This is a genomic window from Roseibium sp. R5 (genome assembly GCF_055755305.1).
The window spans coordinates 2,074,224-2,099,548 of sequence record NZ_CM146910.1; the positions used below are offsets into that span (position 1 = coordinate 2,074,224).

Below are 25,325 nucleotides of genomic sequence, written 5' to 3' on the forward strand. Positions count from 1 at the left end.
TCATGACCGCGCTTTCTGCCAATGCGGCCGCGTTTTTTGATGCAGAAAGCGCGATCATTCGCGTCGAGGTGACTGAAGTCCGTGGATCGTCTCCAAGGGAGGCGGGAACGGAGATGTTCGTCGGGGCAAAGTTGCTCCAGGGAACCATTGGCGGCGGGCGGCTAGAGCAGATTGCAATAGACCGTGGCAGAGAGATGTTGGAGACCCGGCAGCTCTGCGACATGTTGGATGTGCCGCTAGGGCCGGAAATCGGCCAATGCTGCGGCGGGCATGTTCGCCTCCGCTTGAGCTGGATGAGCCGTGCGGATCGCCAGGAAGCGCTCTACCGGATCCGCAAGGAGAAGGCCAGGCAGCCGCACGTTTACATCATGGGTGCGGGGCATGTTGGACGCGCGATCGCTGATCTTCTTCAGCATGCTCCCGTGACATGCGTTCTGGTCGACATGCGCCAGGAGGAGCTGCAGAAGTGTGAGGCCACGGTCGACAAGCGATTGCGCGCACTGCCTGAGGTGGATGTGTTCAACGCGCCGCCCAAAAGCGCCTTCATCGTGCTCACCCACGACCATGGCCTCGACTTTCTTTTGACATCTGCGGCGCTGGAATTGGGGCATGCCGCATACGTTGGAATGATCGGGTCGGCCACCAAACGCGCGAAACTGCGCTCCTGGTGCCGGACCCATTGCGACGGCCTGACGATCGACCAGCTGACCTGCCCGATTGGGGCAACGGCCAGCCGGGACAAACGGCCGGAAATCATCGCTGCATTTGTAGCTGCCGAAGTGCTGACCGCTGTAACGACGGTTCAGCATGTCTCGGACAGCGGGGAGGAGGCTGCGCTGCTCGAAGCTGCGCAGTGAACCAATGGGCTTGCCGCGCCTGAGGAGAGGCGAGGTCTGCCTTTTTGACTGAAAGGAGACCCGGTATGCGGGTTGGGAGTTACGAATACAAACTGTTCTCAAGGGGCGATTTCAGCGCCTTTTGGGCACTGTTCACCGACAACCTTGTCAATCTGATGGTGCTTGCGGGCATCTGTCAGTTCGTCTTTCAAATGCCGGCAGAGATCGTCTATGGCCGGATCATACAAGGCGCCGCTGTGGCAATCCTGGCCGGTGTTGCGGTCTATGTCTTGCTTGCACGGCGTGCTGCTGCGGAACACGGACGGGATGTGACGGCACTTCCCTACGGCATCTCCACTCCGGTGATGTTCGTCTATCTGTTCGGTGTGATTGGTCCGATCTACTGGTCGACCAACGACCCAGTTTTGGCCTGGCAGGTTGGCATTGGTGCCGGCTTCCTTGGCGGCATCGTGGCAGCGCTGGGCGCCATCATCGGTCCATGGCTCAAAAAGGTGACACCGCGGGCCGGTATGCTCGGCACCTTATGCGGCATTGCCCTGGTGTTCATTGGCTCGGTTCCACTGGCGACGATCTTTGAGAACCCATTCATCGGCTTTGCGTCGATGATCATCATCCTTTGGGGGCTGGTTGGCCGGTTCCGCCTGCCGTTCAACATTCCGGCAGGGTTGTTGGCTCTGATCATCGGAACGGTCGTCGCGCTCCTGATCGGTCAATCCTCAATCAGCTTTGAAGGTGTCGGCTTCTATCCGCCGCTGCCGTACTTCGGCGACCTGATTGCGGGTATCCAGCACCTCTTTGCCAACCCGGAGCTGTTCCTGGTTCTGGTGCCAGTCCAGATCTACAATTTCATTGAAACGATGAACAACGTGGAAAGCGCGGAAGCTGCCGGGGATCACTATCCGGTTGCGGCCTGCCAGATCACTGATGGCGCTGGTACAATGGTGGGTGCGCTGTTCGGGTCTCCGTTCCCGACCACCGCCTATATCGGACACCCGGCTTACAAGCGGATGGGGGCTCATTCCGGCTACATCATCGGAGTCGGCCTAGTCATTCCGCTGGCCGCCATGTTCGGGTTCCTCGCTTTCTTGAGCAATCTGATCCCGGTCGCCGCAGCCGCTCCGGTTCTCGTTTTTGTTGCCCTCAGCCTGATTACCAACACCGCCCATGCGGTCAAGGTTGAGCATATGGCGGCCGTCACGATCGCGATGATGCCGCATGTCTCCGCGTTTCTGGTGGTGAAATGGGGCTCCTTGATGGGTGCGCTCAATGCGACGGGAGCTCAGGATGTTCTACCGCTGGGTTCACCCGAGTTGACGGCTGCACTGATGCAACAAGGCGCGCATTACGCCGGGCATTTGGCCCTGAGCCAGGGCGCGATCCTGACCGGACTGATCTGGGGCGCAATCGTTGCAAGTGTCATTGATGGCAAATTCCGGATCGCTGCTGGCTTTGCCTTTGCGGCCTTTGTGATGGCGTCGCTGGGTGTGATCCATTCAGCAACCTTGCACCTGCCCGAGTTTGGCGCCGTGAGCCTCGGCTATCTGATCGCTGCAGCCTTCCTGGTCATCTATCCGATCTTCCACAAGGAAGAAGCGATTGTTCCGGAAGCAGAAGGATTGCCCCGCCCTCAAGCCGCGCCGGGCGAGTAATCCAAACTGAAACAAAGCCGGGGCAAGCACTCTGCCCCGGCTTCCCAACCTTCAGAAAGATGTGACCATGCAATCTGATCGCCTGATGCTCCGGGGACGCCTTTTGACGTTTAATGCGGAACCTTTCGGAGCCGAGGATACGTCCGCCTACGATTACATCGAAGACGGCGCATTGCTGATTGAAAACGGTATGATCCTGGCTAGAGGCGAGTTCAGCGATCTGATCGGCGATGCCGGAGGGACTGAGATCGTCGACCATCGCCCGAATCTGCTAATGGCCGGGTTCATCGACACCCACATCCATTTCCCGCAGGTTCAGGTAATCGCATCCTGGGGTGCACAGTTACTCGACTGGCTGAACACATACACCTTCCCGGAAGAGACGCGGTTTGCCAATGATGACCATGCGGCGGCTATGGCCTGCCGTTTTTTCGACCTACTTACGAACCACGGCACGACCTCTGCCGTTGCCTATTGTTCCGTTCACAAGGGCTCTGCCGAAGCCTACTTCGAAGAGGCCGAACAACGTAATATGCGTGTCATTGGCGGCAAGGTGCTTATGGACCGGAACGCACCTGACGGGCTGCGTGACTCACCGCAAAGCGGCTATGATGACTCCAAGGACCTGATCGCCAAATGGCATGGCAAGGGGCGCGCGAGCTATGCGATTACGCCCCGATTTGCGATCACCTCAACGCCAGAGCAAATGGAAATGGCGCGGGCCTTGGTACATGAACATCCGGATTGTTTCATCCAGACACATCTGTCTGAGAATAAAAACGAGATTGCCTACACACTGGAGCTTTATCCGGAGGCGCGGGACTATCTCGATGTCTATCAAAGATATGACCTGCTGAGCGACAAGATGTTGCTCGGTCACTCGATCCATCTGGAGCCGCGCGAGGTTGCCGTGATGGCGGAAACCGCATCCCGCCCGGTGTTCTGTCCGACCTCAAATCTCTTCCTTGGCAGCGGATTGTTCGATGAAGAACGGATGCGGAAGACCGGGATCATTAGTGCCATTGCAACGGATATCGGCGCCGGAACCAGTTATTCCATGCTGCAGACGCTGAACGAGGGTTACAAGATCCTGCAGCTGCAGGACCAGAAGCTTCATCCACTTCGTGCCTTCCATTGGATGACCCGTGGCAACGCTGTGGCGCTTGGCATGGAAGACAAGATCGGAACCCTGGATGCGGGGACGGAAGCCGATGTGGTCGTGCTGAATTCCAAAGCCACAGATGCCATGGCGCTGCGCATGGAACGTGCATCAAATCTGTCTGAAGAACTGTTTATCTTGCAGATGCTTGGCGATGATCGCGCCGTTGAGGAGGTCTATGTTGCTGGCCAAGCTCAGAAATCCGGGCGCCGTTCGGCGGCCATTCCCGAGTTTAAACGCGTTCTGGAGCTTGCCTGATCATTCAGGATGAAAGCAGCTCCGGCGAACTCACTAGTGTTCGCCGGGGCTGTCTTGGTCACAACGAAATCCGATAACCGCTCTCCGCGAATGATTTCTTTGGCGTTTAAGCCCCCCAGGTGTCGCTGAGGCGATAACCGGTGGGCCAGGGATCATCCGGATCCAGCATGTGCTGGTGAATTCCGGTGATCCATCCACGGCCGCTGATCTCGGGAAGAATGGCAGGCTTTCCGCCAACCGATGTTTCTTCGGAAATTTTTCCCGTGAATGTCGAGCCGATGATGGATGTTGCTTCAAAGGTCTGCCCGGCTTTCATGTGACCGCGGGAATGGAGCAGGGCCATCCGCGCGGATACGGCTGTTCCGGTGGGTGAACGGTCGACCTTGCCCGGTTGAATGGCAACAGCGGACCGAGCTGCGAGGCCTGTTTGCGTCTCCGACAGGGTTCCTGCGAACGCGCAAAAGGAGATATGAGACCAGTCCGGCATTTCGGGGTGCTTGAACCCAAGCTGTTCGTTTGCCGCATTGGTTATGCGAACGCCAAGATGGGCGATGTCTTTCGCCTCGCCCTCTGTGATCTCAAAGCCAAGGGTGGTAGCATCGACAACCACGAAACTGTCGCCGCCAAAGGCCGTATCGACCGTCAACGTGCCCAGTCCCTTAACCTCCAGTGGAACGGAGAGCTTGTCGGCAAAGCTGGCAACATTCCGGACATGGATACGCTCAGCCTTGCCATTTCGGCAGTCGGCTCGCACGCGCACCAGCCCGCCCGGTGCTTCCAGAGTGAGCTCGGTGACCGGCTCTTTCATTTCGATGATGCCGCTGTCCAAAAGGACCGTCGAGACACAGATCGAATTGGAGCCGGACATGGGCGGCGTGTCTTCCGGCTCCATGATGATGAAAGCTGCATCCGCCTCTGGATGTTTTGGGGGCACCAAGAGATTGACATGCCGGAAAACACCGCCCCGCGGTTCGTTCAAAACGAAGTTTCGAAGGGTCTGATCCTGCGCGATGAAGCTGCGCTGATCCCAGAGGGTTTCTCCTGGCGGCGGCGCGACACCACCGACGATGACATCTCCGACTTCACCCTCCGCATGGCAGGAAATCATGTGCACGGTTTTCAAGCTGCGCATATGGACACCTCATGAATAGGAGGCGACGGGATCGCCAAGCGCGTTGAAGTTTGGTGTGATGCCGAGGCCTGGCCGGTTTGAGGCTGTCATCCGGCCGTTTTCGCGTTTTGGTGCACCCTCCGCGATATCGACCGTGCCATAGCTGTTGAAGTCGGTTGCTGAGAACGTGAATTCAGCCGGTGTAGACCGGGCCAGATGGGCGATCGTGGCCGTGGTGATATCGCCGCCCCATGTGTCTTCAATGGTCATCGGGATGCCGTGCACAACACACAAATCCCGCATCAGCTTTGCCTTGGTCAGGCCACCCACCTTGGAGATCTTCAGATTGATGCAATCCATGGCATCTTCGGCAAGGCCACGCACCAGCATGTTCGGCCCGTCGATGACTTCATCCAAGATGAAGGGCAGAGCGGTGCGGCGCCTGATAGACACGCTCTCTTCGTATGTCAGGCAGGGTTGCTCGATATAGACATCCAGCGCAGAGACCGCGCCAGCAACACGCGCCGCCTCATGCCGGGTCCAGCCTGTGTTGGCGTCGGCAACCAGAATGTCTGAGGGTTTCAAGACCGCTCGTGTGGCCCGAATGCGTTCAATATCGTCATTTGCGTCGCCGCCGACTTTAAGCTGAAACTTGGTGTAGCCTTCTGCCGCATAGCCTTCGATCTTGGCGGCCATGGTTTCGGGCGCTTCTTGGCTGATCGCCCGGTAGAGGACAACATCGTCCTGCGCCGCGCCACCAAGCAGCGTATAGACCGGTTGGCCGGTTGCCTTACCAAGGAGATCCCAGCAGGCGATGTCGATTGGCGCTTTTGCGTAAGGATGACCGCGCAAGGCTGCGTCCATAACGCGATTGACGTCACCGATATTGAGTGGATCTAGGCCGATCAGATGCGGTGCCAGTTCCTGGATGCCGGAGCGCACGCCAAGGGCGTAGCTTGGCAGATAGGCTGATCCGAGCGGACAGCACTCCGCATAGCCTGTGAGGCCCTCATCGGTCAGGATTTCCACGATGGTGCTGTCGAAGACATCAATGTAATTGCCATTCGACCAGCTGTAGCGACCTTCCTTCAAGGGAAGATCCACCTGATAGACGTTGATCGCATTGATTTTCATGGTGTTCCTCCGATGAAGGATTTTAAAAGCGGTCGGGTGAATACGCCGCAAGATCGATTGGTGGCTGTGTTTTGTTTGCAAGCGCACGGACAAGTTCGGCGGTGCCGGCTGATTGGGTCAGTCCGAGGTGGCCGTGTCCGAAGGCGTAGATGACCCGTTTGTCTTTCGATGAGCGCCCAATTACCGGGAGGCTGTCCGGCAAGGAAGGGCGAAAACCCATCCATTGGTGTCCGGTTTTCTTATCGAGCTCGGGCAAAAAGGATCTGGCCTTCTCAAGAAGGATCTCGGCCCGCTTGTAGTTGGCGGGAAGCTGCAAGCCGCCCAATTCAACTGCCCCGCCGACCCGGATGCCATCGTTAATGCGCGTAATTACAAAGCCGTGGCCCGGGAAGGTCAGGTGCGTCTTCAAATCGAAGCCAGTTGACGGAAGTGTTGTGTTGTAACCGCGCTCGGTTTCCAGCGGGATCGTGTCGCCGAGCGTTTTGGCCAAGTGGTGCGACCAGGCACCGGCAGCAACAATGACCTGAGACGCGCAGTGGGTCCCGTTTGCCGCATAGATCTCAACGCCGTCGCCCGTTGACCGGAGCTGCGTTGCATTTGCTTCGATCACGTTTCCGCCACGCGTCCGGAAGACGTTCGTCAAATGGGAAAGCCAGGCCGCTGGATCACAGGTATTGATCCAATCCGGCGTGAAGCCGGCGAAAGAAAAGCGACTATCGATGCCGGGCTGGATGTCCGCGATCTCTTCCGCGGACTTTAGAAGCTTGAAATTGACACCATGTTTCCGGCGCAACTCCCAACCGGGCAGGCTTGCCTGGTACTCCCGTTCGCTCTCGTAAAGCTGCAGTTGGCCGTCTCTGCGGATCAGCTCTTCAGCTGAAGTGTCACTGATCAGCCTTTCAAGAGCATCCTGCGACAGCTTCATCAAACTGGCCTGTGCCGAGAGGCTCTTTTGGTATCGGCCCGGCAAACTGGCCCGCCAGAAACGCACCAGCCATGGAAGGATCTTGAACGCATAAGCAGGGGGAACGGACAAAGGTCCCAAGGGATCCAGCAGCCACTTTGGCGCCTTGCGCAAGATGCCAGGCGCGGCAAGCGGCATGATGTCCGCGAACGCAAAAGCACCGGCGTTCATGTCCGAGGCTCGTGGACTGCTGTCTTGGCGGTCGAGAACGGTTACCTTGCGGCCATCTGCCTGAAGGGCGAGGGCTGCAGAGATGCCGATTACGCCGGCTCCGATGACAATCACATCTTGCACGTTGGGATCCGATAAAATCTTGAGAGGCTGCCCCGCCAGATAGGTCATTGGCGGGACAGGGAATGGCTTACGGCAGGGTGTAGGCTGTCTTGACCGTCGTGTAGAACTCTGCCGCGTAGCGTCCCTGCTCGCGGGAGCCAAAGCTGGACCCCTTTGTGCCGCCAAACGGAACGTGGTAGTCGACGCCAGCGGTTGGCAGGTTGACCATCACCATTCCGGCTTGGACATTCCTTTTGAAATGTTGCGCGTGTTTCAGCGAGGTGGTGCAGATGCCTGCGCTGAGGCCGAACTCCGTGTCGTTGGCCACGTACAATGCCTCGTCATAGTCCTTGATCCTAATGACGGACGCGACAGGTCCAAACACTTCCTCGCGGTTGATCCGCATTGTGTTGCTTGTCTCCGTGATCAAGGCCGGAGCCATAAAGAAACCCTTGGTGGCGAGATCCAATTGTTGGCCGCCCAGAACCTTGCCACCTTCTTTGCCAGCGATCTCGACATAGGAAAGGTTCTGCTCGAGCTGGCGTTGATCGACCACCGGTCCCATCTGGATGCCGGTTTCAAGCGCATGACCGACCTTGAGCGCCATCATCCGATCGTAGAGCGTTGCTACAAACTGGTCGTAGATCTTCTCTGTGACGATCAACCGGGAGCTGGCGGTGCAGCGCTGACCGGTGGAGAAGAAAGCACCATTCAAGCAAGCATCGACTGCGAGTTCCAGATCGGCGTCGTCCAGAACCACCATTGGGTTCTTGCCGCCCATTTCCAACTGGACCTTTTTTAGTTTTGCCCCGCAGGCTGCGGCTATTCCGCGGCCCGTCGGGACCGAGCCGGTGAAGGAAATCGCATTGACCTTGTCGCTGTCGATCATGTGCGGGCCAAGCTCGGAGCCCCGGCCCATGACCAGATTGACGACACCTGCTGGCAGGCCAGATCGGGAGATGATCTCGACAAGTGCATGGGCGCATCCAGGCACCAGTTCCGCCGGTTTCAAGATGACGGTATTGCCGTAGCAAAGCGCCGGTGCGAGCTTCCAAGCCGGAATGGCGATCGGAAAATTCCATGGCGTGATCAATCCGATGACGCCGACCGGTGCGCGGGTGATGTCGATCTCCACGCCAGGCCGGACAGAATCGAGCCGGTCACCTGTTTGGCGCAGTGCTTCGCCGGCAAAGAACTTGAAGATCTGGCCCGCACGCGCGGCTTCACCAATACCCTCCGGCAATGTCTTGCCTTCCTCACGGGAGAGCAGCGTGCCGAGCTCTTCCTTCCGCGCCAGAATTTCCGTTCCGATGAAATCGAGCACGTCGAACCGTTGCTGTGGCGTGGAAGCGGCCCACTCTGGAGCCACTGCATGCGCAGCGTCGATGGCTTTGTCGAGATCCGCCACAGTCCCCTTGGCTGCATGGCCAAGTATGTCGGTCGTGTCCGACGGGTTCACATTGGGAGTGCTCTCGGCTGTCGCTAGCCATGCTCCACCGATAAAGTTATTATAATCCATGAGGTTGTCCAATTTTAGGGCCGGATCCCGAAGCGGTAGGGATCGGCCGGATTGAAAATCAGGTGTGCGTCCGAGGTGACAAAGGCCTGTCCGGTGATCGTTGGAATGACGCCTTTGCTGGTGCCCGGTTGGTAGCTGATCCGGTAAGTGCTGCCGATGACACTTTCCTGGATCCAGTCTTCTCCAGGTGCAAGCACACCGTCTTCTGCAAGACAGGCAAGTTTGGCAGAACACCCTGTACCGCAGGGGGAGCGGTCATAAGCCCCGCCTGGGCAAAGAACGAAGTTTCGGCTTTGCGCGAATGGATCTTTCGGTGGTCCAAAGAGTTCGATGTGATCGATCCAGGCCCCGCCTGTCCCGGTTACGCCCGCATTTTCGAGGGCTTGCCGGATGGTCTTGGTGTAGGCCGTCAGTGCCGGAACGTTCTCCAGCGTGAGTTCGATCGGGCTATCTTTGACGAGAAAGAACCAGTTCCCGCCCCAAGCCACATCTCCAGTGACCCTGCCGTGACGGGGAACGTCAACCGAAATGTCCTTGTGAAGGCGATAACTTTCAACGTTCACCACGGACACAGTGTTTGGGTCCTTGAGATCCACTTCGACGATGCCAACGGGCGTCTCAAACTTGTGCCGGCCGGGCTCAATCCGGCCCATATGCGCGAGCGTTACCGCGAGGCCAATGGTCGCGTGACCGCACATGCCAAGGTTCTGCAGGTTGTTGAAATAGATCACGGCCGCGGCGCAATCCGGCTGGCTCGGTGGCAGTAGCAAGGCGCCTATAATCGCGTCATGGCCGCGCGGTTCGAGCACCACGGAGGCGCAGAAATCCACATGCTCAGCTTCCAGCCGGGCCGCCTTTTCGATGAGGGAGCCGGACCCAAGATCCGGACCTCCCTCGACCACCAGCCGGGTTGGTTCGCCTGCGGTGTGGCTGTCGATTACGCGCATTCCGCCAGCACTCCGCCTTGGCCGCACCAGTCGGCATACCAGGTCTTGAAAAGCTGATATTGCGCCTCGATGTAACCGCGCTGGGCATCCGTCAGGGTGTCTGTTTCATTGAAATGCAGCCGGTATTCGTCTTCGCCGTTTAGCACCATCAGGTGCTTGTAATAGAGAACAAGATCCGGGCCTTCATCGAAGCTCGACAATACGCCAAGGGCTTCTTCCAGTTCTTTCGCGCGGGTCCGTGCTTCGGCGTTTCCTTGCACTGCCCTTTTGCAGAGAGCCACAAGATGCAGAACGGCGTCTGGCAAGGCGTTGCCAATGCCGGTGATGGCACCGGTTGCGCCGCAATTGACAAAGCCGTGGTAGACAGCAGTGTCGACCCCCACCATCAAGGTCACATTTGCGTCCTGGGATGTGATGTTTTCCGCAGCATAGCGGAGATCATCGTGACCGCCGAACTCCTTGAAGCCGATCAGGCTCGGGAACTCCTTGCGCAAGTCAAAGAACAAGTCGGCGCGGGTCGCAAAACCATAATAGGGACTGTTGTAAATGACGGCCGGAAGGTTTGGCGCCGCAGACAGAATTGCGCTGAAGTGATTGCGCTGGGCAATCGGAGAAATGCCGCGAGAGAGAACCCGTGGGATCACCATCAAACCATGCGCGCCAACGTCAGCGGCATGGCGTGCATGGGCCACGGCTGACTTTGTGTTAACCGCACCTGTTCCGACGATGGTCGGCACGCCGGACTTGACCAGGCGCTCAACGCCTTCCATCCGTTCTGCGTCAGTCAAAAGCGGCCAGTCGCCCATGGAGCCGCAGTAAACGACTGCTGACATGCCCTTTGAAATGAGTTCTTGGCCCTTCTTGACCAAGGCATCGAAGTCCGGTGTCCGGTCTGCGTTGCAAGGGGTCATCAGTGCGGGAATGGTGCCTGAAAAGATGTTTGAGGACATTGCCTTCTCCTTTGGAGTCGAGCCGGACGGCCGCCGGAAATTCTGAGCGTAAACCGTTAGGGCCGAATTTTGAAACAGTGCTGTTAGCGGACGTTGGACAGGAACTTGCGCGTGTGCTCGGACTGCGGATCGCCAAAGACCTGACCTGCAGGTCCGATCTCTTCCATGACACCGTGGTGAAAGTAGGCGACCCTGTCGGAGACATCACGCGCGAAGCCCATTTCGTGGGTCACGCAGATCATCGTCATGCCTTCTTCGGCAAGCAGGCGCATGGTATCGAGAACCTCGCCAACCAGTTCCGGATCGAGTGCCGATGTGGCTTCGTCGAACAACATGTAGGTTGGTTCCATCGCAAGGGCGCGTGCGATGGCTAGCCGCTGCTGCTGCCCGCCCGACAATGCATTCGGATAGACATTGAGCTTGTCTGCCAATCCAACATGTTTGAGCTGCTGTTCAGCAATTTCTTGGGCATCCGCCCGTGACTTGCCTTTTACAATTCGAGGCGACAGAGCGACGTTTTCCAGCGCTGTGAGATGCGGGAAGCTGTTCCATTGCTGAAACACCATGCCGAGTTTCTGGCGCAGTTTGTTGATGTCGGTCGCTTTGTCATGGACGTCGGTTCCGTCGACAACAACAGATCCTTTTTGGATCGGTTCCAGGCCATTGATGCAGTAGAGCAACGTCGATTTGCCGGAGCCTGATGCTCCAATGACAGACAGAACTTCGCCCTTTGCAACGTCAAGGTCGATGCCTTTGAGGACCTGAAGCGCGCCGAAGTATTTCTCAAGACCGCGAATCTCGATCATTGGGCCCACCTTTTTTCCAGTTGTGCGGCATAGCGCGAGATCGGATAGGACAGCGCGAAATAGAACGCGCCAGCGATAGCGAGGATCAGGAAGGGTTCCTGTGTCCTTGTGATGAGGATCTGGCTGGCTTTCAGGAGTTCGACATAGCCAAGGACAGAGACCAGCGCGCTGTCCTTCATCACGCCGAGGGCAACACCAACCCACGAGGGGAAGACGGCACGGCCACCGATCGGCAACACCACATGGCGCATGTCCTGCCAGTAGCTCAGGCCGAGTGAACGGGCCGCCCGGCGCATCGGTTTTCCGACGGCCTCGATGCCGCCGCGGGCAACGTTCGCAACAAGCGACGCCGTGTAGATCGTCAACACGACAACGCCGGAGCCGAACGGACCAAAATCCAGTCCGATGATCGGAGCGAAATTGTAGAAGAGAACCAGCTGGATGATCAGTGGAACGGAGCGGAAGATATCCAGAACCGGGGCCAGGGTGACAGCGCCGAGGAATTTCGCCTCATGGAGGATCCAGCCGAAGAGAATTCCAAAAACCGTGCCGGCGGATATCGAGACTGCGGAAATCCAGAGGGTCCGGAGGGCTGCTTCGCCCAAGAACCACAGGTCGTTGAAACCAAAACCACTGAAGAAACTTATGGATTGTTGCATATCAGCCTCCTCAGTACCGGAACAAACGCCAGGCAAGCAGCCGGGATGCCCCGAGGATGACCTTGACGATCACGTAGTAGATGATCGCGGTCACGGCGAAGTACTCGAAGATGCGGAAGGTCCGGCTGGCGAAGAATTGGGTTTCGCCGCTTAGCTCGCGGAAACCGACAAGCATGCCGAGCGAAGACATCAAGACAGCCCAGACCAGCTGGTTGGTGAGCGGGTGGTACACGATGCGGAACACTTGCGGGATGATGATCCGGGTGTAGGCCTGCCAAGCGGACATGCCGAGACTGCGCGCCGCGCGCAGTTGCGTGTCTGGGACCGACTGAAACCCGCCGCGAAAATTCTCTGCAAGATACCCGGCACAGTTGAAGCTGAGACCGGCGAGAACGATGGTGAACGGCGACAGGTGCAAACCGAACGCGCCAAGCCCGAACCCGAAAAAGAACAGTTGGAACAGGGCAGGGGTGTTGCGAGCCAACTCGATCCACGCTGATGCGAGCCAATGCAGCGGTCCACGCAAGTGCAGGCGAATGAGCGCCAAGGCGAGACCGATGATGATGCCGACGATCATCGAAAGCGTGGCGACTTGCAGCGTGAGCAAGCCCGCTTCCAAGAGATCGGGCAGGCTTTTCATCACCGGCCGCCAATGGAAATTGTAGTCAAACATTCTCGGGATGCTCCGGCAGAACCAGTGCAAAGTGGACTGGTGTTCTGCGGATTGAGGTTTTGCGAAGCCATCGGGTCAATGGCCGCGAATGCTTTCGGGAACAAGGTTGCAGGGCATACCAAGGTGGGAGAGGTGGTATGCCCTGCAGGACGTCAGTACATGACGCCCGGGATGCGCAGTTCAGGCGCTTCACCACCACCGACATATTTGCCCCAGAGCTCCTCATAACGGCCGGAGCGGACTTGGTGCGTGACAAAGAGGTTGAGGAAGTTCAGCCAGGTCACGTCTTCGCGCTTGCCGACAACCGATGTGTAGTCTGTGGTCCAGGGCATGCGCGGCCCCGCAAGAACGGTGTCATATTGTTCGGTGATTGGCTTTACGGCCGTATTTGTCGTGATGCCAATATCAGCCTTGCCCTGTGCGACGGCGAGGAAGACTTCGTTTTCGGACTGATAGCCTTGGTAGAGGTGCTCTTCACCCCACTCCTCGGCGATTTTCAGCCATTCTTGTTCCGGGACTGTGCCTATGGCGCCCGCAACACGCTTGCCACGGATGTCTTCAAAGGATTCGATGCCGCTGTCAGCGTTGACGACACCTTGCGCGTAGTAGATCGCGTAAGGAATTGTGAAGCCGACGGTGCGCGCGCGCGCCAGACTGTCGGATGTCGCGCCAAAGACAACATCGGCTCGGCCCGTCACGATAACTGGCAGGCGCTCGGCCCAGGTGACCGGATAAATGGTTGCCTCGACCTCTAGCGCGGCGGCGAGGTCTTTGCAGTAGTCGACGTCAAAGCCAGCTGGTTCGTTGTTTGCGTCCCGATACCCGATTGGCGGAAAGTCGAGCACAACGCCGCAGCGCAGCTCCCCGCGATCGACGACATCATCGAGCGTATCTGCCTGGGTTGGAAGCGCCGCTGCGAGTGAGAACAGCGCGGCGGCCGTGAAATTCCTGAACATGATTTTCCCCTCTTATTTTCGAAGATTTTTGGTCAGCGCCAAATTGATAATCCAAATTGGATCCAATATTCAATATAAAATATTCAAAAAAGTTCCTGCTGTACCGGGCCGGGGCGTTCGACTAAAAAAGACAGGGAATGGAGAGGCGTTGGTATGAAACTGAAATCAATGGATATTTCCGCCACAGCGTCGGCCTCGTCGATTGTCTTTGATGCTTTGCGGAACGCCATTATCGAAGGGCAGCTGGAGGAGGGTGAACCCCTTCGCCAGGATGAAATCGCGCGCCTTTTCAACACGAGCCGGATCCCTGTCCGCGAAGCGATTTCACGGCTTGAGGAACAGGGCCTGGTGAAAACGCAGCGGTACAAAGGCGCGGTGGTCGCCGGTCTGTCGCCGGAGGAGGTCGAAGAAATCTTCAACCTTCGAGCACTTGTAGAACCCGAGATCATCAAGAACGCTGTGCCGAGGATGTCCAAAGAAGTGCTGGACCAAGCGCGCGCGAAGTGTTCCGCATTTTCAGAGTCCAAAGACCCGATGGAATGGGGCAACCTGAACCGGGACTTTCATGAGACGCTCTACAGCGCGAGCAACCTCAGTTACTTCCTGGAAATTGCCGGGAATGCGATCGATCGGGTTGAGCGGCAGATCCGGGCTCAACTTGTCATGAGCAATGGGATGGAACGGGCCGGCCAGGAGCATTTCGCCATTCTGGACGCTTGTGAGAGCGGTGAGGCTGACACGGCGGCCGAGTTGACCAAGGCTCATATAGAGGGTGCGAAAAAGTCGCTGCTTCAGTTTTTGCCGAAAGCTTGAAGCCAACTCATTGTTCTGTTTGTCTTCCCGCTTACATAGGCGTAACACAGAGCGGCCTCAGCCCCGTCTCGCTGATGGCTATGTTTTAGTTTTCTGCTGAAAGGACACCTTTGTCATGTCACTTCGTATCAATGATGTTGTTCCGAATTTCACCGCTGAAACGGATCAGGGGCAAATCACGTTTCACGACTGGATTGGCGACAGCTGGGCTATTCTTTTCAGCCACCCGAAAGACTTTACACCGGTCTGCACCACGGAATTTGGCGCTGTAGCGCAACTGGCGGCTGAGTGGGAAAAGCGTGGCACGAAGGTCATCGGTGTTTCCGTGGACAGTGCGGAAGATCACAAGAAATGGAAGACGGATATTGAGAAGGTGGGCGGCGCGGCCGCCGGCTTCCCGATTATTGCCGATGAAGGTCTGGCAGTCTCAAAAGCGTTCGATATGCTGCCGGCTGAAGCTTATCTCCCCGATGGCCGGACTCCGGCTGACAGCGCGACTGTGCGCTCCGTGTTCATCATTGGTCCGGACAAGCAGTTGAAGCTATCAATGACGTACCCGATGACTGTTGGCCGGAACTTTGCCGAAGTTCTGCGCGCGCTCGACGCGCTGCAAACGTCTGCGAAAGGTGTCGCAACGCCCGCCAACTGGGAGGTTGGTCAGGATGTGATTATTCCGCCAAGCGTGAGTGATGAAGATGCGAAGGCAAAGTTCGGCACATTTGACGCCGTTCTTCCTTACCTGCGTAAAACAAAAATGCCGGCCTAAGACAATGCGGCAGCTCTCTGGGATCTGAGAGCTTGGACATTTGGCAAACAAGCCTCGCGGGACTTTGGGTCTCTGCGAGGCTTCCTTAGAAGAGCGTTAGCCGACGATCAGCTGCTTGAGCTGAAGCGATTCGTACTCGAGCTCCTGCAGCCGGTAATTGACCACATCGCCGATCGTCACGATCCCGACCACAATATCGCCGTTGACCACTGGCATGTGCCGGAATTTGCCTTTGGTCATGGTTTGAAGAACTGAAATCAATCGGTCTTCCGGGGAGCAGGTTTTTACGTCCCGGGTCATGATGTCTTCCACTTTCTGCGAAAGTGTTTGACCAGGTGTCTCTGCAAGACGCCGCACGATGTCCCGTTCAGACAAGATGCCTTGGAGCTTTCCGGCAGCATCTTTGACGATCAAGGCACCAATCCGCTTTTCTTTCAGCTGCACAACAGCTTCATGAAGCGTGTTTTGTGGCCTCAGGGAAAATACGTCCTTGCCTTTGGACTCCAAAATCTTGCCGACGGTCGCGGTTTCTGCCGACGCATTGGTTACAGGGGTCTGGCTGTGTGTCTTTTCTTGAATCTTGTCTTTTCGGCTCGGGGCCTGATAAGAGCTCGGCATGAATATCGCTCCCTGTTGCTATGTCCAAGTATGACATGGACGAACAGCTTACCCGAAACTCAGCGGTTTAAGGAACTCTAGAAATTGGCTGACTTCACGCTTACGCCGCTGGTCGCGACGATCATCTTCGTCATCGCGTGCTTTTCCGGGTACCAATATCGGCGGGTTTGGGTGAAGGAAGGACCGAGCTGGCAGTTGTGGGCCTACGGTCTTGCTGCCGGTGGATGTTTGGCGTTGGTCGCCTTTGTTCCGGTCCAGTAGATCAAGAACACCGGCCGAATCTGCCGGTCAGCCTTCCATTTCAGCAAGTTGCTTGCGTGCGCGTGGGCACTGCAGGCGGTCGCGGAGCGGGCTATCCGGGTCGATTTCCTTTTTGCAAACCATGCAATGGTCTGCGCCGGAAATTGCATTCAATCCACCGCAGCTTCCCTTGATTGTTCTGCCAGAAAAAATCACGCCGATCGCCATACCAAGGATGACGGTCAAGAGCAGCGCGAAAGCCAGAACAAACGTTTCCACGATGGACACCCTTTGATTCGGTTATCAGGCCTGAAGTTGCTTGAACTTGTCGCTGGCGACTGAAGCGAAGCCGTTTTCCGCATCGGTGCTGCGATCAATGAACAGAACAGCAATATCACGTTGATTCGCGATTTCCAAACCACGCTCGGTTCCGAGCACCAGCATGGCAGTCGACCAGGCGTCCGCAAGCATGGTGTTTTCAGCAAGCACCGTTGCAGATGCCGTCTTGTGGGTGATCGGTGCTCCGGTGTGCGCATCGATGATGTGGGAGAACCGCTTGCCGCCGCGTTCAAAATAGTTTCTGTAGTCGCCGGATGTCGCCATGCCCATGTTGGTGACGCTGGCCACCTGGTATGCGGAACGGGTGTAAGCGGTCGGCGTTTCGATGCCGATTTGCCAATCCATGCTGTCAGCGTTGCGCCCGGAAACATAGAGGTCGCCGCCGATCTCGACCATGAAATCGCTGATGCCAAAGGAGGCAACAACCTTGGCCATCTGGTCGACGCCATACCCCTTGCCGATGGATGGCAGGTAGAGTTCGGCTTCCGGATGGCTTTTGCTGACTTGCGTTCCGTTGACCTTGAGGCCATCTGTTTGGCCGGAAACCTTGCGCGCGGCTGCCAAAGCGTTTGCTTCAGCTGTTGCCGGGCGGCCTCCGCCTTTGGAACCAAATCCCCAGGCTTCGATTACCGGGCCGAGTGTGATGTCGAACTTGCCAGCACTGGCAGCGTTGATCTCACGAGAAACGCGGACAACTTCTGCAAAGCCTTCGGAGACTGTGACCGGCGCGGTGGAGCGCAGCGCATTGAAGCGTGAAACTTCCGAGGATGCGTCCCAGTTGGACATTTGAGCATTGACCAGAGCCAAGCTTGCCTCCAACGCTTTCTTAAGCGCTGCCTGGTCAACATTCCGATTATGATCAACCCCGGTAACTGTGTAGCTGGTTCCCATCGTAGAGCCGGAAAGCTCAACGATATCCGATCCACCTTTACAGGCCGCCAAGGTCAGCGACATCAGGATGAAGCTGCGCCGGGAAAATACGATATTGTTTGGCACGGTATGCATCTCCGATTGATCATCTGCGAAAAGTGTCGCGCGTTCTGCGGCGCTTTTCATTGGTTTTCAGGACCGATTCAACAAAAAAATGGACGACTAGGGCAAAAAAATGCTTTTTCAACTCGTGAAAACATAGCATATGGCGCCCTAACGAATTCTGGAGGCCGGATGCGTGCAAAGTTTTAAGCTGAAAAAAGGTCTTGATCTACCCATCACGGGAGCGCCGGTTCAAGAAATTGACGCAAAGGACAAGATCCAGAACGCTGCAGTCATTGCGGCAGACTATATCGGATTGAAGCCTCGTCTGCTCGTTCAAGAAGGTGACGCGGTCGGGGCGGGTGCGCCTGTTTTCTTCCACAAGGACACGCCTGACGTCATGGTCACGGCTCCGGTTTCTGGCCGGGTGAAGGCAGTTAACCGCGGTGCACGCCGTGTTCTCATCAGCGTCGAAATCGAAGTTGATGCGTCAGCTGCCGATCCGGTTGACTTCTCAGACGTCGGTGATGCCGCAACGCCGGAAGGGCTGACAGAACGACTATGTGCGTCCGGGCTTTGGACATCATTCCGCACGCGTCCCTATTCGAAAGTTCCTGACCCGGAATCGCGTCCTGCTGCCATTTTCGTGACAGCCATGGACACGGAGCCATTGACCGCCGATCCGACGATCGTGATCGCGGACCAGGCTGAAGCGTTTGAAAAAGGCCTTGCCGCGGTTGCAACGTTAAGTTCGGGCAAGACTTATTTGTGCTGTGAAACCGGAGCCAATATTCCCGGCCTCACGATGCCTGGGATCGAAGTTGCAGGGTTTTCCGGCCCGCATCCGGCTGGACTTGCAGGAACGCATATTCACTTCCTGGACACGCCAAGCGCAGAAAAGACGGTCTGGACCATTGGATACCAGGACGTCATCGCGATCGGACGTCTTCTTGAAACCGGTAAGCTGGACTCCTCAAGAATCATTGCCCTGTCGGGACCGTTGTGCACCAAGCCGCGTTTGATCCGCACTATCTCCGGTGCTTCAATGATCGAATTGAGTAATGGTGAAATTTCAGGCGATGTTCCGGTTCGAATGATCTCCGGATCGGTGTTGAGCGGCCGATTGGGAGAGGGCGTAAGCGCCTATCTTGGACGCTATGCACGGCAGATGACCCTGATTGAGGAAGATCACAAACAGATCCCGATGGGCTGGATTCGGCCAATGCCGTCCAAGTTTGCACTCCAACCTGTCTTGGGCTCGGCTTTCTCGAAGAAACTCTACGCGTTGACGTCCAATTTGAACGGTGGACGCCGCGCAATGGTGCCGATTGGCACCTTTGAGGAATTGATGCCGCAGGATTTTCTACCCACCCAGCTTTTGCGTTCCCTGCTGGTTATGGATACAGATCAGGCACAGGCCCTTGGGGCGCTGGAACTGGATGAAGAAGATTTGGGTCTGGTGGGCTTTGCTTGTCCAGCCAAGTATGAATATGGCATGGCGCTTCGCGATTGCCTCACCAAAATCGAAAAGGAGGGCTAGGCCTTGGGTCTGCGCAACTTCTTCGACCGCATCGAGCCAAATTTCGTCAAGGGCGGCAAATACGAGAAATTCTTCCCCATTTATGAAATGGTGGAGAGCTTTCTCTATACCCCAAAGACCGTAACGACAGCCGCGCCGCACGCGCGCTCTTACATCGATATGAAGCGGATCATGACCTACGTGGTTATCGCGACGATCCCTTGTATTCTCGTGGGTCTTTACAACGTCGGCTTCCAGGTCAATTCGGCAATTGCCACATATGGAGCATCCGGCTGGCGTGCATGGATCATTGAGGCGTTAGGGATCGGATTCAACCCGGCCAACCCGCTTGCCAATATCCTGCATGGGGCACTCTATTTCCTCCCGATTTACATTACGACGCTGGTCGTCGGCGGCATTTGCGAAGTGATCTTTGCAACGGTGCGCGGTCACGAAGTGAACGAGGGGTTCCTCGTAACATCCATGCTTTATGCGCTGATCTTGCCGCCGTCTGCACCGCTGTGGCAGGTCGCACTGGGCATTGCATTTGGTGTTGTGATCGGCAAAGAGGTTTTCGGTGGAACAGGCAAGAACTTCCTCAACCCGGCGCTGACAGGCCGCGCATTCCTGTACTTTGCATACCCGGCGCAAATGTCCGGCGACACCATCTGGACACCGGTTGATGGGTTCTCGGGTGCGACCGCATTGTCGGTTGGTGCATCGGACGGTTACCAGCAGTTGGCAGCTCACGGGGTGAGCTGGATGGATGCGTTCCTCGGCACGATACAGGGCAGCATCGGTGAGGTCTCGGCACTGGCGTGCTTCATCGGACTTGCCTTCCTTTTGATCACAAAGATCGCCAACTGGCGGTTGGTGGTCGGCTGCCTGGTTGGTATGATCGCATTCTCGACGCTGCTCAATCTGATTGGCTCCGACACCAACCCGATGTTTGCAATGCCTTGGTATTGGCATCTGGTGATTGGCGGCTACGCGTTTGGTTTGGCCTTCATGGTCACAGAGCCGGTTTCAGCGTCGCATACCAATCTTGGCCGCTACATTTATGGTGCCTTGATCGGCGTGATGGTTGTGATGATCCGCGTTATCAATCCAGCCTTCCCGGAAGGAATGATGCTGGCGATTTTGTTCGGTAACGTTTTTGCACCGCTGATCGACTATTTCGTAGTGCAGGCAAACATCAAGCGCAGGGCGAAGCGACATGCCTGAAGATAAAGAAAACAAAGGCTTCATCCGCCGGTTCCTTGATCTGCCGGTGGATTCTGTCCCGAAGACCATCTTCGTGGCCGTGTCGATCTGTCTGGTGGCGTCCATGGTGGTGTCTGCGGCGGCTGTGTCGCTGCGCCCTCTGCAGGAAGTCAACAAACTGAAGGATAAGCAGATCAACATCCTTCAGGTTGCCGGCCTTTACGAACCCGGCTCGAATGTCGCTGAGGCATTTGAGGTGTTTGAGCCGCAAGTTCTTGAGATTGCGACCGGAAAATTCACCGACAAGTTCGATCCGGCAACCTTCGATGATCGCGCTGCAGCAGATGATCCGGAGACCTCGATTGCTTTGACGGACGACCCGGCTTCCATTGGACGGCAATCAAAATACGTCACTGTTTATCTGCTGCGGAATGATGATGGCAGTCTCGACAAGGTCATTCTGCCGATCCATGGCTACGGACTTTGGTCTACGCTCTACGGGTTCATTGCCCTGGAAGAAAACGGCAATGACATCTTTGGTCTCCAGTTCTACAGCCACGGTGAGACCCCGGGCCTCGGGGCCGAGGTTGATAACCCGCGCTGGAAATCACAGTGGAATGGCAAGAAACTTTCCGATGACAGCGGAGATCTGCTGATCACTGTCGCCAAGACCGTTCCTCCAGAAGGTGAAGAGTATCATGTCGACGCGCTGGCGGGCGCAACTCTGACGACGGTTGGTGTCGACAACCTGGTACGGTTCTGGATGGGCGAGGCCGGATTTGCACCCTTCCTGGAAAATCTGAAAGCAGGAGAGATCTGATGGCGCAAACCAAGAGAAGCATGCTTATCGATCCGCTGGTCGATAACAACCCGATTACCCTTCAGGTTCTCGGGATCTGCTCAGCCCTTGCTGTGACATCTTCGTTGCAGGTGGCGTTTGTCATGTCACTTGCGGTGATATTCGTTACGGCATTCTCCTCAATGTTCATCTCGATGCTGCGCAATCACATTCCAGGAGCCATCCGGATCATTGTGCAGATGGTCATCATTGCATCTCTCGTGATTCTCGTTGATCAGGTGCTGAAGGCGTATCTCTACGAGATTTCGAAAACTCTCTCGGTCTTCGTGGGCCTGATCATCACCAACTGTATTGTGATGGGCCGTGCAGAGGCGTTTGCCATGAAGAACCCGCCAATTGCCTCCTTTATTGACGGTGCAGGCAATGGTCTCGGGTATGGCCTGATCCTTATGCTGGTTGGTGTTATTCGCGAGTTGTTTGGTGCAGGCAGCCTGTTCGGCATCACGATCTTTGAGACTGTCAACAACGGTGGTTGGTATGTCCCGAACGGCATGCTGCTGCTGCCGCCATCCGCTTTCTTCATTATCGGCCTTATCATCTGGGCGTTCCGGTCCTGGAAGCCGGAGCAGGTTGAAGAGCGCGAGTACAAGATCCAAACGGTGGATGCGCACTGATGGAACATATGCTTTCACTCGCCGTAAAGGCCATCTTTGTTGAGAACCTAGCGCTGTCCTTTTTCCTGGGCATGTGCACCTTCATCGCTGTTTCGAAGAAAATCTCAACTGCGATTGGCCTTGGTATTTCGGTCATGATCGTTCAGGCGATCACCGTACCGGCAAACAACCTGATCCTAACCTATCTCCTGGCTCCCGGCGCCTTGGCTTGGGCCGGTTTCAGCAATGTAGATCTGACCTTCCTTGGGCTCATTTCGTACATTGGCGTGATTGCAGCTCTGGTTCAGATCCTGGAGATGGTGCTCGATAAATACTTCCCGCCGCTCTACAACGCGCTCGGCGTCTTCCTGCCGTTGATCACGGTGAACTGTGCGATCCTCGGCGGATCCCTTTTCATGGTGGAGCGGGACTACAATTTCGGCGAATCCGTGACCTACGGTTTGTCTTCCGGATTTGGCTGGGCTTTGGCGATTACGGCCATGGCTGGTGTGCGGGAGAAGCTGAAATACTCCGATATCCCGGACGGCCTGCAGGGCCTGGGCATCACATTTATCACCGCTGGCTTGATGGCGCTTGCCTTCATGTCCTTCAGCGGCGTCAAACTGTAACGGGAGCGCCCTGTGGCCACATTTGGACTAGGCATACTTCTCTTTACCCTGATCGTTCTGGCGCTGGTCACGATCATTCTCGCCGCCCGCTCAAGGCTGGTGTCGATGGGCAATGTCAACATTTCCATCAACGGCGAGAAGACGATTTCGGTGCCAGCGGGTGGCAAGTTGTTGCAAACACTTGCCGAACAAAAACTCTTTGTTCCGTCTGCTTGCGGCGGCGGTGGCACCTGTGCCCAGTGCCGGGTGAAGATCTTTTCCGGCGGCGGGTCAATCCTCCCAACGGAAGAAGGTCACATTACCAAGCGGGAAGCTGCTTGCGGTGACCGCTTGTCCTGTCAGGTTGCCGTCAAGCAGGACATGGAAATCGAGGTTCCTGAAGAGGTCTTTGGTGTCAAGAAATGGCGCTGCAAGGTCCGCTCGAACGACAACGTGGCGACCTTCATCAAGGAACTGGTCCTGGAACTGCCAGAAGGCGAGGACGTTAACTTCCGCGCCGGTGGTTATATCCAAATCGAATGCCCGCCTTATGAGCTTTCCTACAAGGAGTTCGATGTCGGCGAGGAGTACCATGAGGATTGGGACCGCTTCAAAATCTGGGACGTAAGCTCGAAAGTTGCCGAGCCGGTTGAGCGGGCCTACTCCATGGCCAACTATCCGGAAGAAAAGGGCATCGTGATGCTCAACGTCCGGATTGCATCGCCACCTCCCGGGTCCCAGGGAATTCCAGCCGGCAAGATGTCTTCGTACATCTTCAACCTGAAGCCGGGCGACGAAGTCACGATCTCAGGCCCGTTTGGTGAGTTCTTTGCGCGCGACACCAAGAAGGAAATGGTCTTCGTGGGCGGTGGTGCCGGCATGGCGCCGATGCGCTCGCATATTTTCGATCAGCTGCGCCGGATCAAAACTGATCGAAAGGTCACTTTCTGGTACGGCGCGCGCTCCAAGCGCGAAATGTTCTATGTCGAAGACTTCGACATGCTGGAGCGTGAGAACGAGAACTTTGAGTGGCATGTGGCGCTGTCTGACGCGTTGCCGGAAGACGACTGGAAAGGCTACACCGGGTTCATTCACAATGTACTCTACGACGAGTACCTGAAAGACCACCCGGCGCCTGAGGATTGTGAGTTCTACATGTGTGGTCCTCCCATCATGAACCAGTCCGTCATCAACATGCTGCTCGATCTTGGTGTTGATCGCGAAGACATCATGTTGGACGATTTCGGCGGTTAACCCGTCAGAAAACCAAGATTTACTTCGGGCCCTGTTTCGGTGTGCGGCATGGATCGCACTCACTGAAGCAGGGCCCGATGCTTTTTTGCTGAGAAGGTGTTGGACAATTGCCGCTTTGATGACAGTCTGTCGGTCCAGTTGATATCTACAATGGATCCAGACGTGGCGATCAAATCCGAACAGTTTCATTTGGACCCCAAGTTTGAAGGCACCCTCCAGCAACAGATCCAACACCTGGTCAGCCAAGGCGTGTTGTCGGGCCGGTTCCTGCCCGGTGAACGTATGCCGTCCAGCCGGAAACTGGCTGAGTGGCTCGGGGTCAGCCGAATTACGGTCACCCTGGCCTATGCAGAATTGGTGGCCAACGACTACCTGACATCGAGGGGGCGATCGGGTTACTTCGTTTCTGAGAGCGCGCCACCACCACCGATGCTCAATCAGTCGGAGGGAGACCGGCAGGACGCGGTGGCCTGGGACGAAATGGTCAGCTCCCGGTATTCCTACCGCTCCAGCCTGGTGCGCCCATCGGATTGGCGTGATTACCCGTATCCCTTCATTTATGGCCAGCCGGATGCGCGCCTTTTCGATCATGACAACTGGCGCCGGTGTGCATTGGAGGCGTTGGGCCGAAAGAACTTTGAGAGCATGACGGCCGATCCCTATGAACAGGACGACCCCAAACTGATCGAATACATCGTGAGAAACATTTTGCCGCGCCGCGGGATTTCCGCACAGCAAGACGAGATCCTGGTGACGATGGGGGCGCAGAATGCGCTTTGGCTTTGTGCGCAAGTCTTGTTGAACAAGGATCGCGTCGCGGCAATCGAAAACCCTTGTTATCCAGGACTGCGCGACATTCTCGATCAAACAGGTTGCCAAATTACGGAAGTGCGGGTCGATGAAGATGGTTTGCCCCCGGATGACATTCCCGCCAACTGCCAAGTGGTGTTCACCACGGCCAGCCACCAATGTCCGACCAATACAACCATGCCGATTGACCGCCGCCGCGCATTGCTGAACCGCTCCGTGGAAGAAGGGTTTGTGATCGTAGAGGATGACTACGAATTCGAAATGGCATTCCAAAAAGCGCCGACGCCTGCGCTCAAGTCCCTCGACCGGGCGGGGAGCGTTATTTACGTCGGCTCGTTTTCAAAGTCTCTGTTCCCGGGATTACGCCTTGGATATATCGTCGCTGCCAAACCCTTGATCCAGGAAGCACGGTCGCTGCGGGCGTTGGTGCTCAGGCATCCGCCTGGTCACATTCAGCGGACCACGGCCTACTTTCTGTCTCTTGGATATCATGATGCCATGGTGAACCGGATGGGGCAGGCTTACCGGCGCAGACGCTCCGTCATGGATAAAGCAATTCGGGACCACGGCCTGCATATTGCCAGCGGTGGCAGTCATGGTGGATCAAGCTTCTGGATGCGCGCGCCCGAGGGCGTCAACACCAGCGAGTTGGCACTCAAACTTCGAAAGAGTGGGGTCGTGATTGATCAGGGCAGAGCGTTTTTCGGACGCGAAGACGACAATCATCAGTTTTATCGACTTGCTTATTCATCCATTCCCTCCGCGCGCATTCCGGAGGGGATTCAACGGATCGCGGATGTAATCCGGTAGGGCGAT

General features: G+C 56.5%; 26 protein-coding genes. 13 read left to right on the forward strand and 13 right to left on the reverse strand.

Going from position 1 to position 25,325, the window contains the following annotated elements:
• Positions 1-2 precede the first annotated feature (2 nt).
• From xdhC to guaD, 3 genes are all read left to right on the forward strand, one after another.
• The gene (xdhC, locus tag AC0J4F_RS09655; RefSeq protein WP_420339924.1) at positions 3-857 is read left to right on the forward strand and encodes a xanthine dehydrogenase accessory protein XdhC; all 855 of its coding nucleotides are present in this window, start codon (positions 3-5) and stop codon (positions 855-857) included.
• Positions 858-922: 65 nt separating this feature from the next.
• Complete coding sequence (locus tag AC0J4F_RS09660; RefSeq protein WP_473026089.1) at positions 923-2,506, forward strand: permease family protein; 1,584 nt, start codon at positions 923-925, stop codon at positions 2,504-2,506.
• A 67-nt stretch (positions 2,507-2,573) separates the two neighbouring features.
• Positions 2,574-3,923 (forward strand): guanine deaminase, encoded by a 1,350-nt coding sequence (gene guaD / locus AC0J4F_RS09665; RefSeq protein WP_473026090.1) that lies wholly within the window; start codon positions 2,574-2,576, stop codon positions 3,921-3,923.
• Between the two features lie 106 nt (positions 3,924-4,029).
• Here the strand turns inward: guaD and AC0J4F_RS09670 are convergent, their stop codons facing one another.
• The 10 genes from AC0J4F_RS09670 to AC0J4F_RS09715 form a co-directional block, all read right to left on the reverse strand.
• Entirely contained in the window at positions 4,030-5,055 is a 1,026-nt protein-coding gene (locus tag AC0J4F_RS09670; protein WP_473026091.1) for a trans-3-hydroxy-L-proline dehydratase, read from the reverse strand.
• A 9-nt stretch (positions 5,056-5,064) separates the two neighbouring features.
• Positions 5,065-6,168 (reverse strand): cis-3-hydroxy-L-proline dehydratase, encoded by a 1,104-nt coding sequence (locus tag AC0J4F_RS09675; RefSeq protein WP_473026092.1) that lies wholly within the window; start codon positions 6,166-6,168, stop codon positions 5,065-5,067.
• Between the two features lie 22 nt (positions 6,169-6,190).
• On the reverse strand, positions 6,191-7,474 hold the full coding sequence (locus AC0J4F_RS09680; RefSeq protein ID WP_473026093.1) for an NAD(P)/FAD-dependent oxidoreductase: 1,284 nt from the start codon (positions 7,472-7,474) through the stop codon (positions 6,191-6,193).
• Between the two features lie 19 nt (positions 7,475-7,493).
• Positions 7,494-8,924, reverse strand: a complete 1,431-nt coding sequence (locus AC0J4F_RS09685; protein ID WP_473026094.1) for an aldehyde dehydrogenase family protein — start codon at positions 8,922-8,924, stop codon at positions 7,494-7,496.
• A 14-nt stretch (positions 8,925-8,938) separates the two neighbouring features.
• Entirely contained in the window at positions 8,939-9,871 is a 933-nt protein-coding gene (locus AC0J4F_RS09690; RefSeq protein WP_473026095.1) for a 4-hydroxyproline epimerase, read from the reverse strand.
• Positions 9,862-10,821 carry a dihydrodipicolinate synthase family protein gene (locus AC0J4F_RS09695; RefSeq protein ID WP_473026096.1) on the reverse strand — a complete coding sequence of 320 codons (960 nt, stop codon included), beginning with the start codon at positions 10,819-10,821 and terminating at the stop codon, positions 9,862-9,864. Before AC0J4F_RS09695 ends, AC0J4F_RS09690 begins: the two co-directional genes overlap by 10 nt.
• A gap of 83 nt (positions 10,822-10,904) precedes the next feature.
• Entirely contained in the window at positions 10,905-11,627 is a 723-nt protein-coding gene (locus AC0J4F_RS09700) for an amino acid ABC transporter ATP-binding protein (RefSeq protein WP_473026097.1), read from the reverse strand.
• Positions 11,624-12,286: an amino acid ABC transporter permease gene (locus tag AC0J4F_RS09705; protein ID WP_473026098.1), complete on the reverse strand. Its 663-nt coding sequence runs from the start codon at positions 12,284-12,286 to the stop codon at positions 11,624-11,626. Before AC0J4F_RS09705 ends, AC0J4F_RS09700 begins: the two co-directional genes overlap by 4 nt.
• A 10-nt stretch (positions 12,287-12,296) precedes the next feature.
• Positions 12,297-12,959: an amino acid ABC transporter permease gene (locus AC0J4F_RS09710; protein WP_209174595.1), complete on the reverse strand. Its 663-nt coding sequence runs from the start codon at positions 12,957-12,959 to the stop codon at positions 12,297-12,299.
• 152 nt (positions 12,960-13,111) lie between these two features.
• Positions 13,112-13,915 carry a transporter substrate-binding domain-containing protein gene (locus tag AC0J4F_RS09715; RefSeq protein ID WP_473026099.1) on the reverse strand — a complete coding sequence of 268 codons (804 nt, stop codon included), beginning with the start codon at positions 13,913-13,915 and terminating at the stop codon, positions 13,112-13,114.
• A gap of 153 nt (positions 13,916-14,068) precedes the next feature.
• On the opposite strand from AC0J4F_RS09715, the gene AC0J4F_RS09720 reads away from it, so the two are divergent.
• Positions 14,069-14,728: a GntR family transcriptional regulator gene (locus tag AC0J4F_RS09720; protein WP_133951879.1), complete on the forward strand. Its 660-nt coding sequence runs from the start codon at positions 14,069-14,071 to the stop codon at positions 14,726-14,728.
• Between the two features lie 115 nt (positions 14,729-14,843).
• Complete coding sequence (locus AC0J4F_RS09725) at positions 14,844-15,494, forward strand: peroxiredoxin (protein WP_008189344.1); 651 nt, start codon at positions 14,844-14,846, stop codon at positions 15,492-15,494.
• 96 nt (positions 15,495-15,590) lie between these two features.
• Here AC0J4F_RS09725 and AC0J4F_RS09730 read toward each other — a convergent pair whose 3' ends face one another.
• On the reverse strand, positions 15,591-16,112 hold the full coding sequence (locus AC0J4F_RS09730; RefSeq protein WP_133951880.1) for a CBS domain-containing protein: 522 nt from the start codon (positions 16,110-16,112) through the stop codon (positions 15,591-15,593).
• Positions 16,113-16,196: 84 nt separating this feature from the next.
• Between AC0J4F_RS09730 and AC0J4F_RS09735 the strand changes: the two genes are divergently transcribed.
• Positions 16,197-16,373 carry a hypothetical protein gene (locus tag AC0J4F_RS09735; protein WP_166672807.1) on the forward strand — a complete coding sequence of 59 codons (177 nt, stop codon included), beginning with the start codon at positions 16,197-16,199 and terminating at the stop codon, positions 16,371-16,373.
• 27 nt (positions 16,374-16,400) lie between these two features.
• On the opposite strand, the gene nqrM is transcribed toward AC0J4F_RS09735, so the two are convergent.
• Together nqrM and AC0J4F_RS09745 are read right to left on the reverse strand one after the other, a co-directional pair.
• The gene (nqrM, locus tag AC0J4F_RS09740; RefSeq protein WP_008195323.1) at positions 16,401-16,631 is read right to left on the reverse strand and encodes a (Na+)-NQR maturation NqrM; all 231 of its coding nucleotides are present in this window, start codon (positions 16,629-16,631) and stop codon (positions 16,401-16,403) included.
• Between the two features lie 24 nt (positions 16,632-16,655).
• Entirely contained in the window at positions 16,656-17,747 is a 1,092-nt protein-coding gene (locus AC0J4F_RS09745; RefSeq protein WP_473026100.1) for an FAD:protein FMN transferase, read from the reverse strand.
• 112 nt (positions 17,748-17,859) lie between these two features.
• On the opposite strand from AC0J4F_RS09745, the gene AC0J4F_RS09750 reads away from it, so the two are divergent.
• From AC0J4F_RS09750 to pdxR, 7 genes are all read left to right on the forward strand, one after another.
• Entirely contained in the window at positions 17,860-19,203 is a 1,344-nt protein-coding gene (locus tag AC0J4F_RS09750) for a Na(+)-translocating NADH-quinone reductase subunit A (RefSeq protein WP_133951882.1), read from the forward strand.
• A 3-nt stretch (positions 19,204-19,206) separates the two neighbouring features.
• Entirely contained in the window at positions 19,207-20,406 is a 1,200-nt protein-coding gene (locus tag AC0J4F_RS09755; RefSeq protein WP_133951884.1) for an NADH:ubiquinone reductase (Na(+)-transporting) subunit B, read from the forward strand.
• On the forward strand, positions 20,399-21,205 hold the full coding sequence (locus tag AC0J4F_RS09760; RefSeq protein ID WP_209174590.1) for a Na(+)-translocating NADH-quinone reductase subunit C: 807 nt from the start codon (positions 20,399-20,401) through the stop codon (positions 21,203-21,205). The genes AC0J4F_RS09755 and AC0J4F_RS09760 overlap by 8 nt, the downstream gene beginning before the upstream one ends.
• Positions 21,205-21,858 (forward strand): NADH:ubiquinone reductase (Na(+)-transporting) subunit D, encoded by a 654-nt coding sequence (locus AC0J4F_RS09765; protein ID WP_055670668.1) that lies wholly within the window; start codon positions 21,205-21,207, stop codon positions 21,856-21,858. Before AC0J4F_RS09760 ends, AC0J4F_RS09765 begins: the two co-directional genes overlap by 1 nt.
• Positions 21,858-22,466, forward strand: coding sequence for an NADH:ubiquinone reductase (Na(+)-transporting) subunit E (gene nqrE / locus AC0J4F_RS09770; RefSeq protein WP_008195880.1), 609 nt, complete (start codon positions 21,858-21,860; stop codon positions 22,464-22,466). The genes AC0J4F_RS09765 and nqrE overlap by 1 nt, the downstream gene beginning before the upstream one ends.
• A gap of 12 nt (positions 22,467-22,478) precedes the next feature.
• Positions 22,479-23,699, forward strand: a complete 1,221-nt coding sequence (nqrF, locus tag AC0J4F_RS09775; RefSeq protein ID WP_133951888.1) for an NADH:ubiquinone reductase (Na(+)-transporting) subunit F — start codon at positions 22,479-22,481, stop codon at positions 23,697-23,699.
• A gap of 162 nt (positions 23,700-23,861) precedes the next feature.
• On the forward strand, positions 23,862-25,319 hold the full coding sequence (gene pdxR, locus AC0J4F_RS09780; protein WP_473026101.1) for a MocR-like pyridoxine biosynthesis transcription factor PdxR: 1,458 nt from the start codon (positions 23,862-23,864) through the stop codon (positions 25,317-25,319).
• Positions 25,320-25,325: the final 6 nt, after the last annotated feature.

Coding starts and splice junctions, on each gene's coding strand:
- AC0J4F_RS09680 (WP_473026093.1), bottom strand. CDS start 7,474: ATGACCTATCTGGCGGGGCAGCCTCTCAAGATTTTATCGGATCCCAAC.
- AC0J4F_RS09745 (WP_473026100.1), bottom strand. CDS start 17,747: ATGAAAAGCGCCGCAGAACGCGCGACACTTTTCGCAGATGATCAATCG.
- AC0J4F_RS09765 (WP_055670668.1), top strand. CDS start 21,205: ATGGCGCAAACCAAGAGAAGCATGCTTATCGATCCGCTGGTCGATAAC.
- AC0J4F_RS09705 (WP_473026098.1), bottom strand. CDS start 12,286: ATGCAACAATCCATAAGTTTCTTCAGTGGTTTTGGTTTCAACGACCTG.
- AC0J4F_RS09710 (WP_209174595.1), bottom strand. CDS start 12,959: ATGTTTGACTACAATTTCCATTGGCGGCCGGTGATGAAAAGCCTGCCC.
- AC0J4F_RS09660 (WP_473026089.1), top strand. CDS start 923: ATGCGGGTTGGGAGTTACGAATACAAACTGTTCTCAAGGGGCGATTTC.
- AC0J4F_RS09720 (WP_133951879.1), top strand. CDS start 14,069: ATGAAACTGAAATCAATGGATATTTCCGCCACAGCGTCGGCCTCGTCG.
- AC0J4F_RS09690 (WP_473026095.1), bottom strand. CDS start 9,871: ATGCGCGTAATCGACAGCCACACCGCAGGCGAACCAACCCGGCTGGTG.
- AC0J4F_RS09675 (WP_473026092.1), bottom strand. CDS start 6,168: ATGAAAATCAATGCGATCAACGTCTATCAGGTGGATCTTCCCTTGAAG.
- AC0J4F_RS09725 (WP_008189344.1), top strand. CDS start 14,844: ATGTCACTTCGTATCAATGATGTTGTTCCGAATTTCACCGCTGAAACG.
- xdhC (WP_420339924.1), top strand. CDS start 3: ATGACCGCGCTTTCTGCCAATGCGGCCGCGTTTTTTGATGCAGAAAGC.
- AC0J4F_RS09685 (WP_473026094.1), bottom strand. CDS start 8,924: ATGGATTATAATAACTTTATCGGTGGAGCATGGCTAGCGACAGCCGAG.
- AC0J4F_RS09730 (WP_133951880.1), bottom strand. CDS start 16,112: ATGCCGAGCTCTTATCAGGCCCCGAGCCGAAAAGACAAGATTCAAGAA.
- AC0J4F_RS09700 (WP_473026097.1), bottom strand. CDS start 11,627: ATGATCGAGATTCGCGGTCTTGAGAAATACTTCGGCGCGCTTCAGGTC.
- AC0J4F_RS09695 (WP_473026096.1), bottom strand. CDS start 10,821: ATGTCCTCAAACATCTTTTCAGGCACCATTCCCGCACTGATGACCCCT.
- guaD (WP_473026090.1), top strand. CDS start 2,574: ATGCAATCTGATCGCCTGATGCTCCGGGGACGCCTTTTGACGTTTAAT.
- AC0J4F_RS09715 (WP_473026099.1), bottom strand. CDS start 13,915: ATGTTCAGGAATTTCACGGCCGCCGCGCTGTTCTCACTCGCAGCGGCG.
- nqrE (WP_008195880.1), top strand. CDS start 21,858: ATGGAACATATGCTTTCACTCGCCGTAAAGGCCATCTTTGTTGAGAAC.
- AC0J4F_RS09760 (WP_209174590.1), top strand. CDS start 20,399: ATGCCTGAAGATAAAGAAAACAAAGGCTTCATCCGCCGGTTCCTTGAT.
- AC0J4F_RS09670 (WP_473026091.1), bottom strand. CDS start 5,055: ATGCGCAGCTTGAAAACCGTGCACATGATTTCCTGCCATGCGGAGGGT.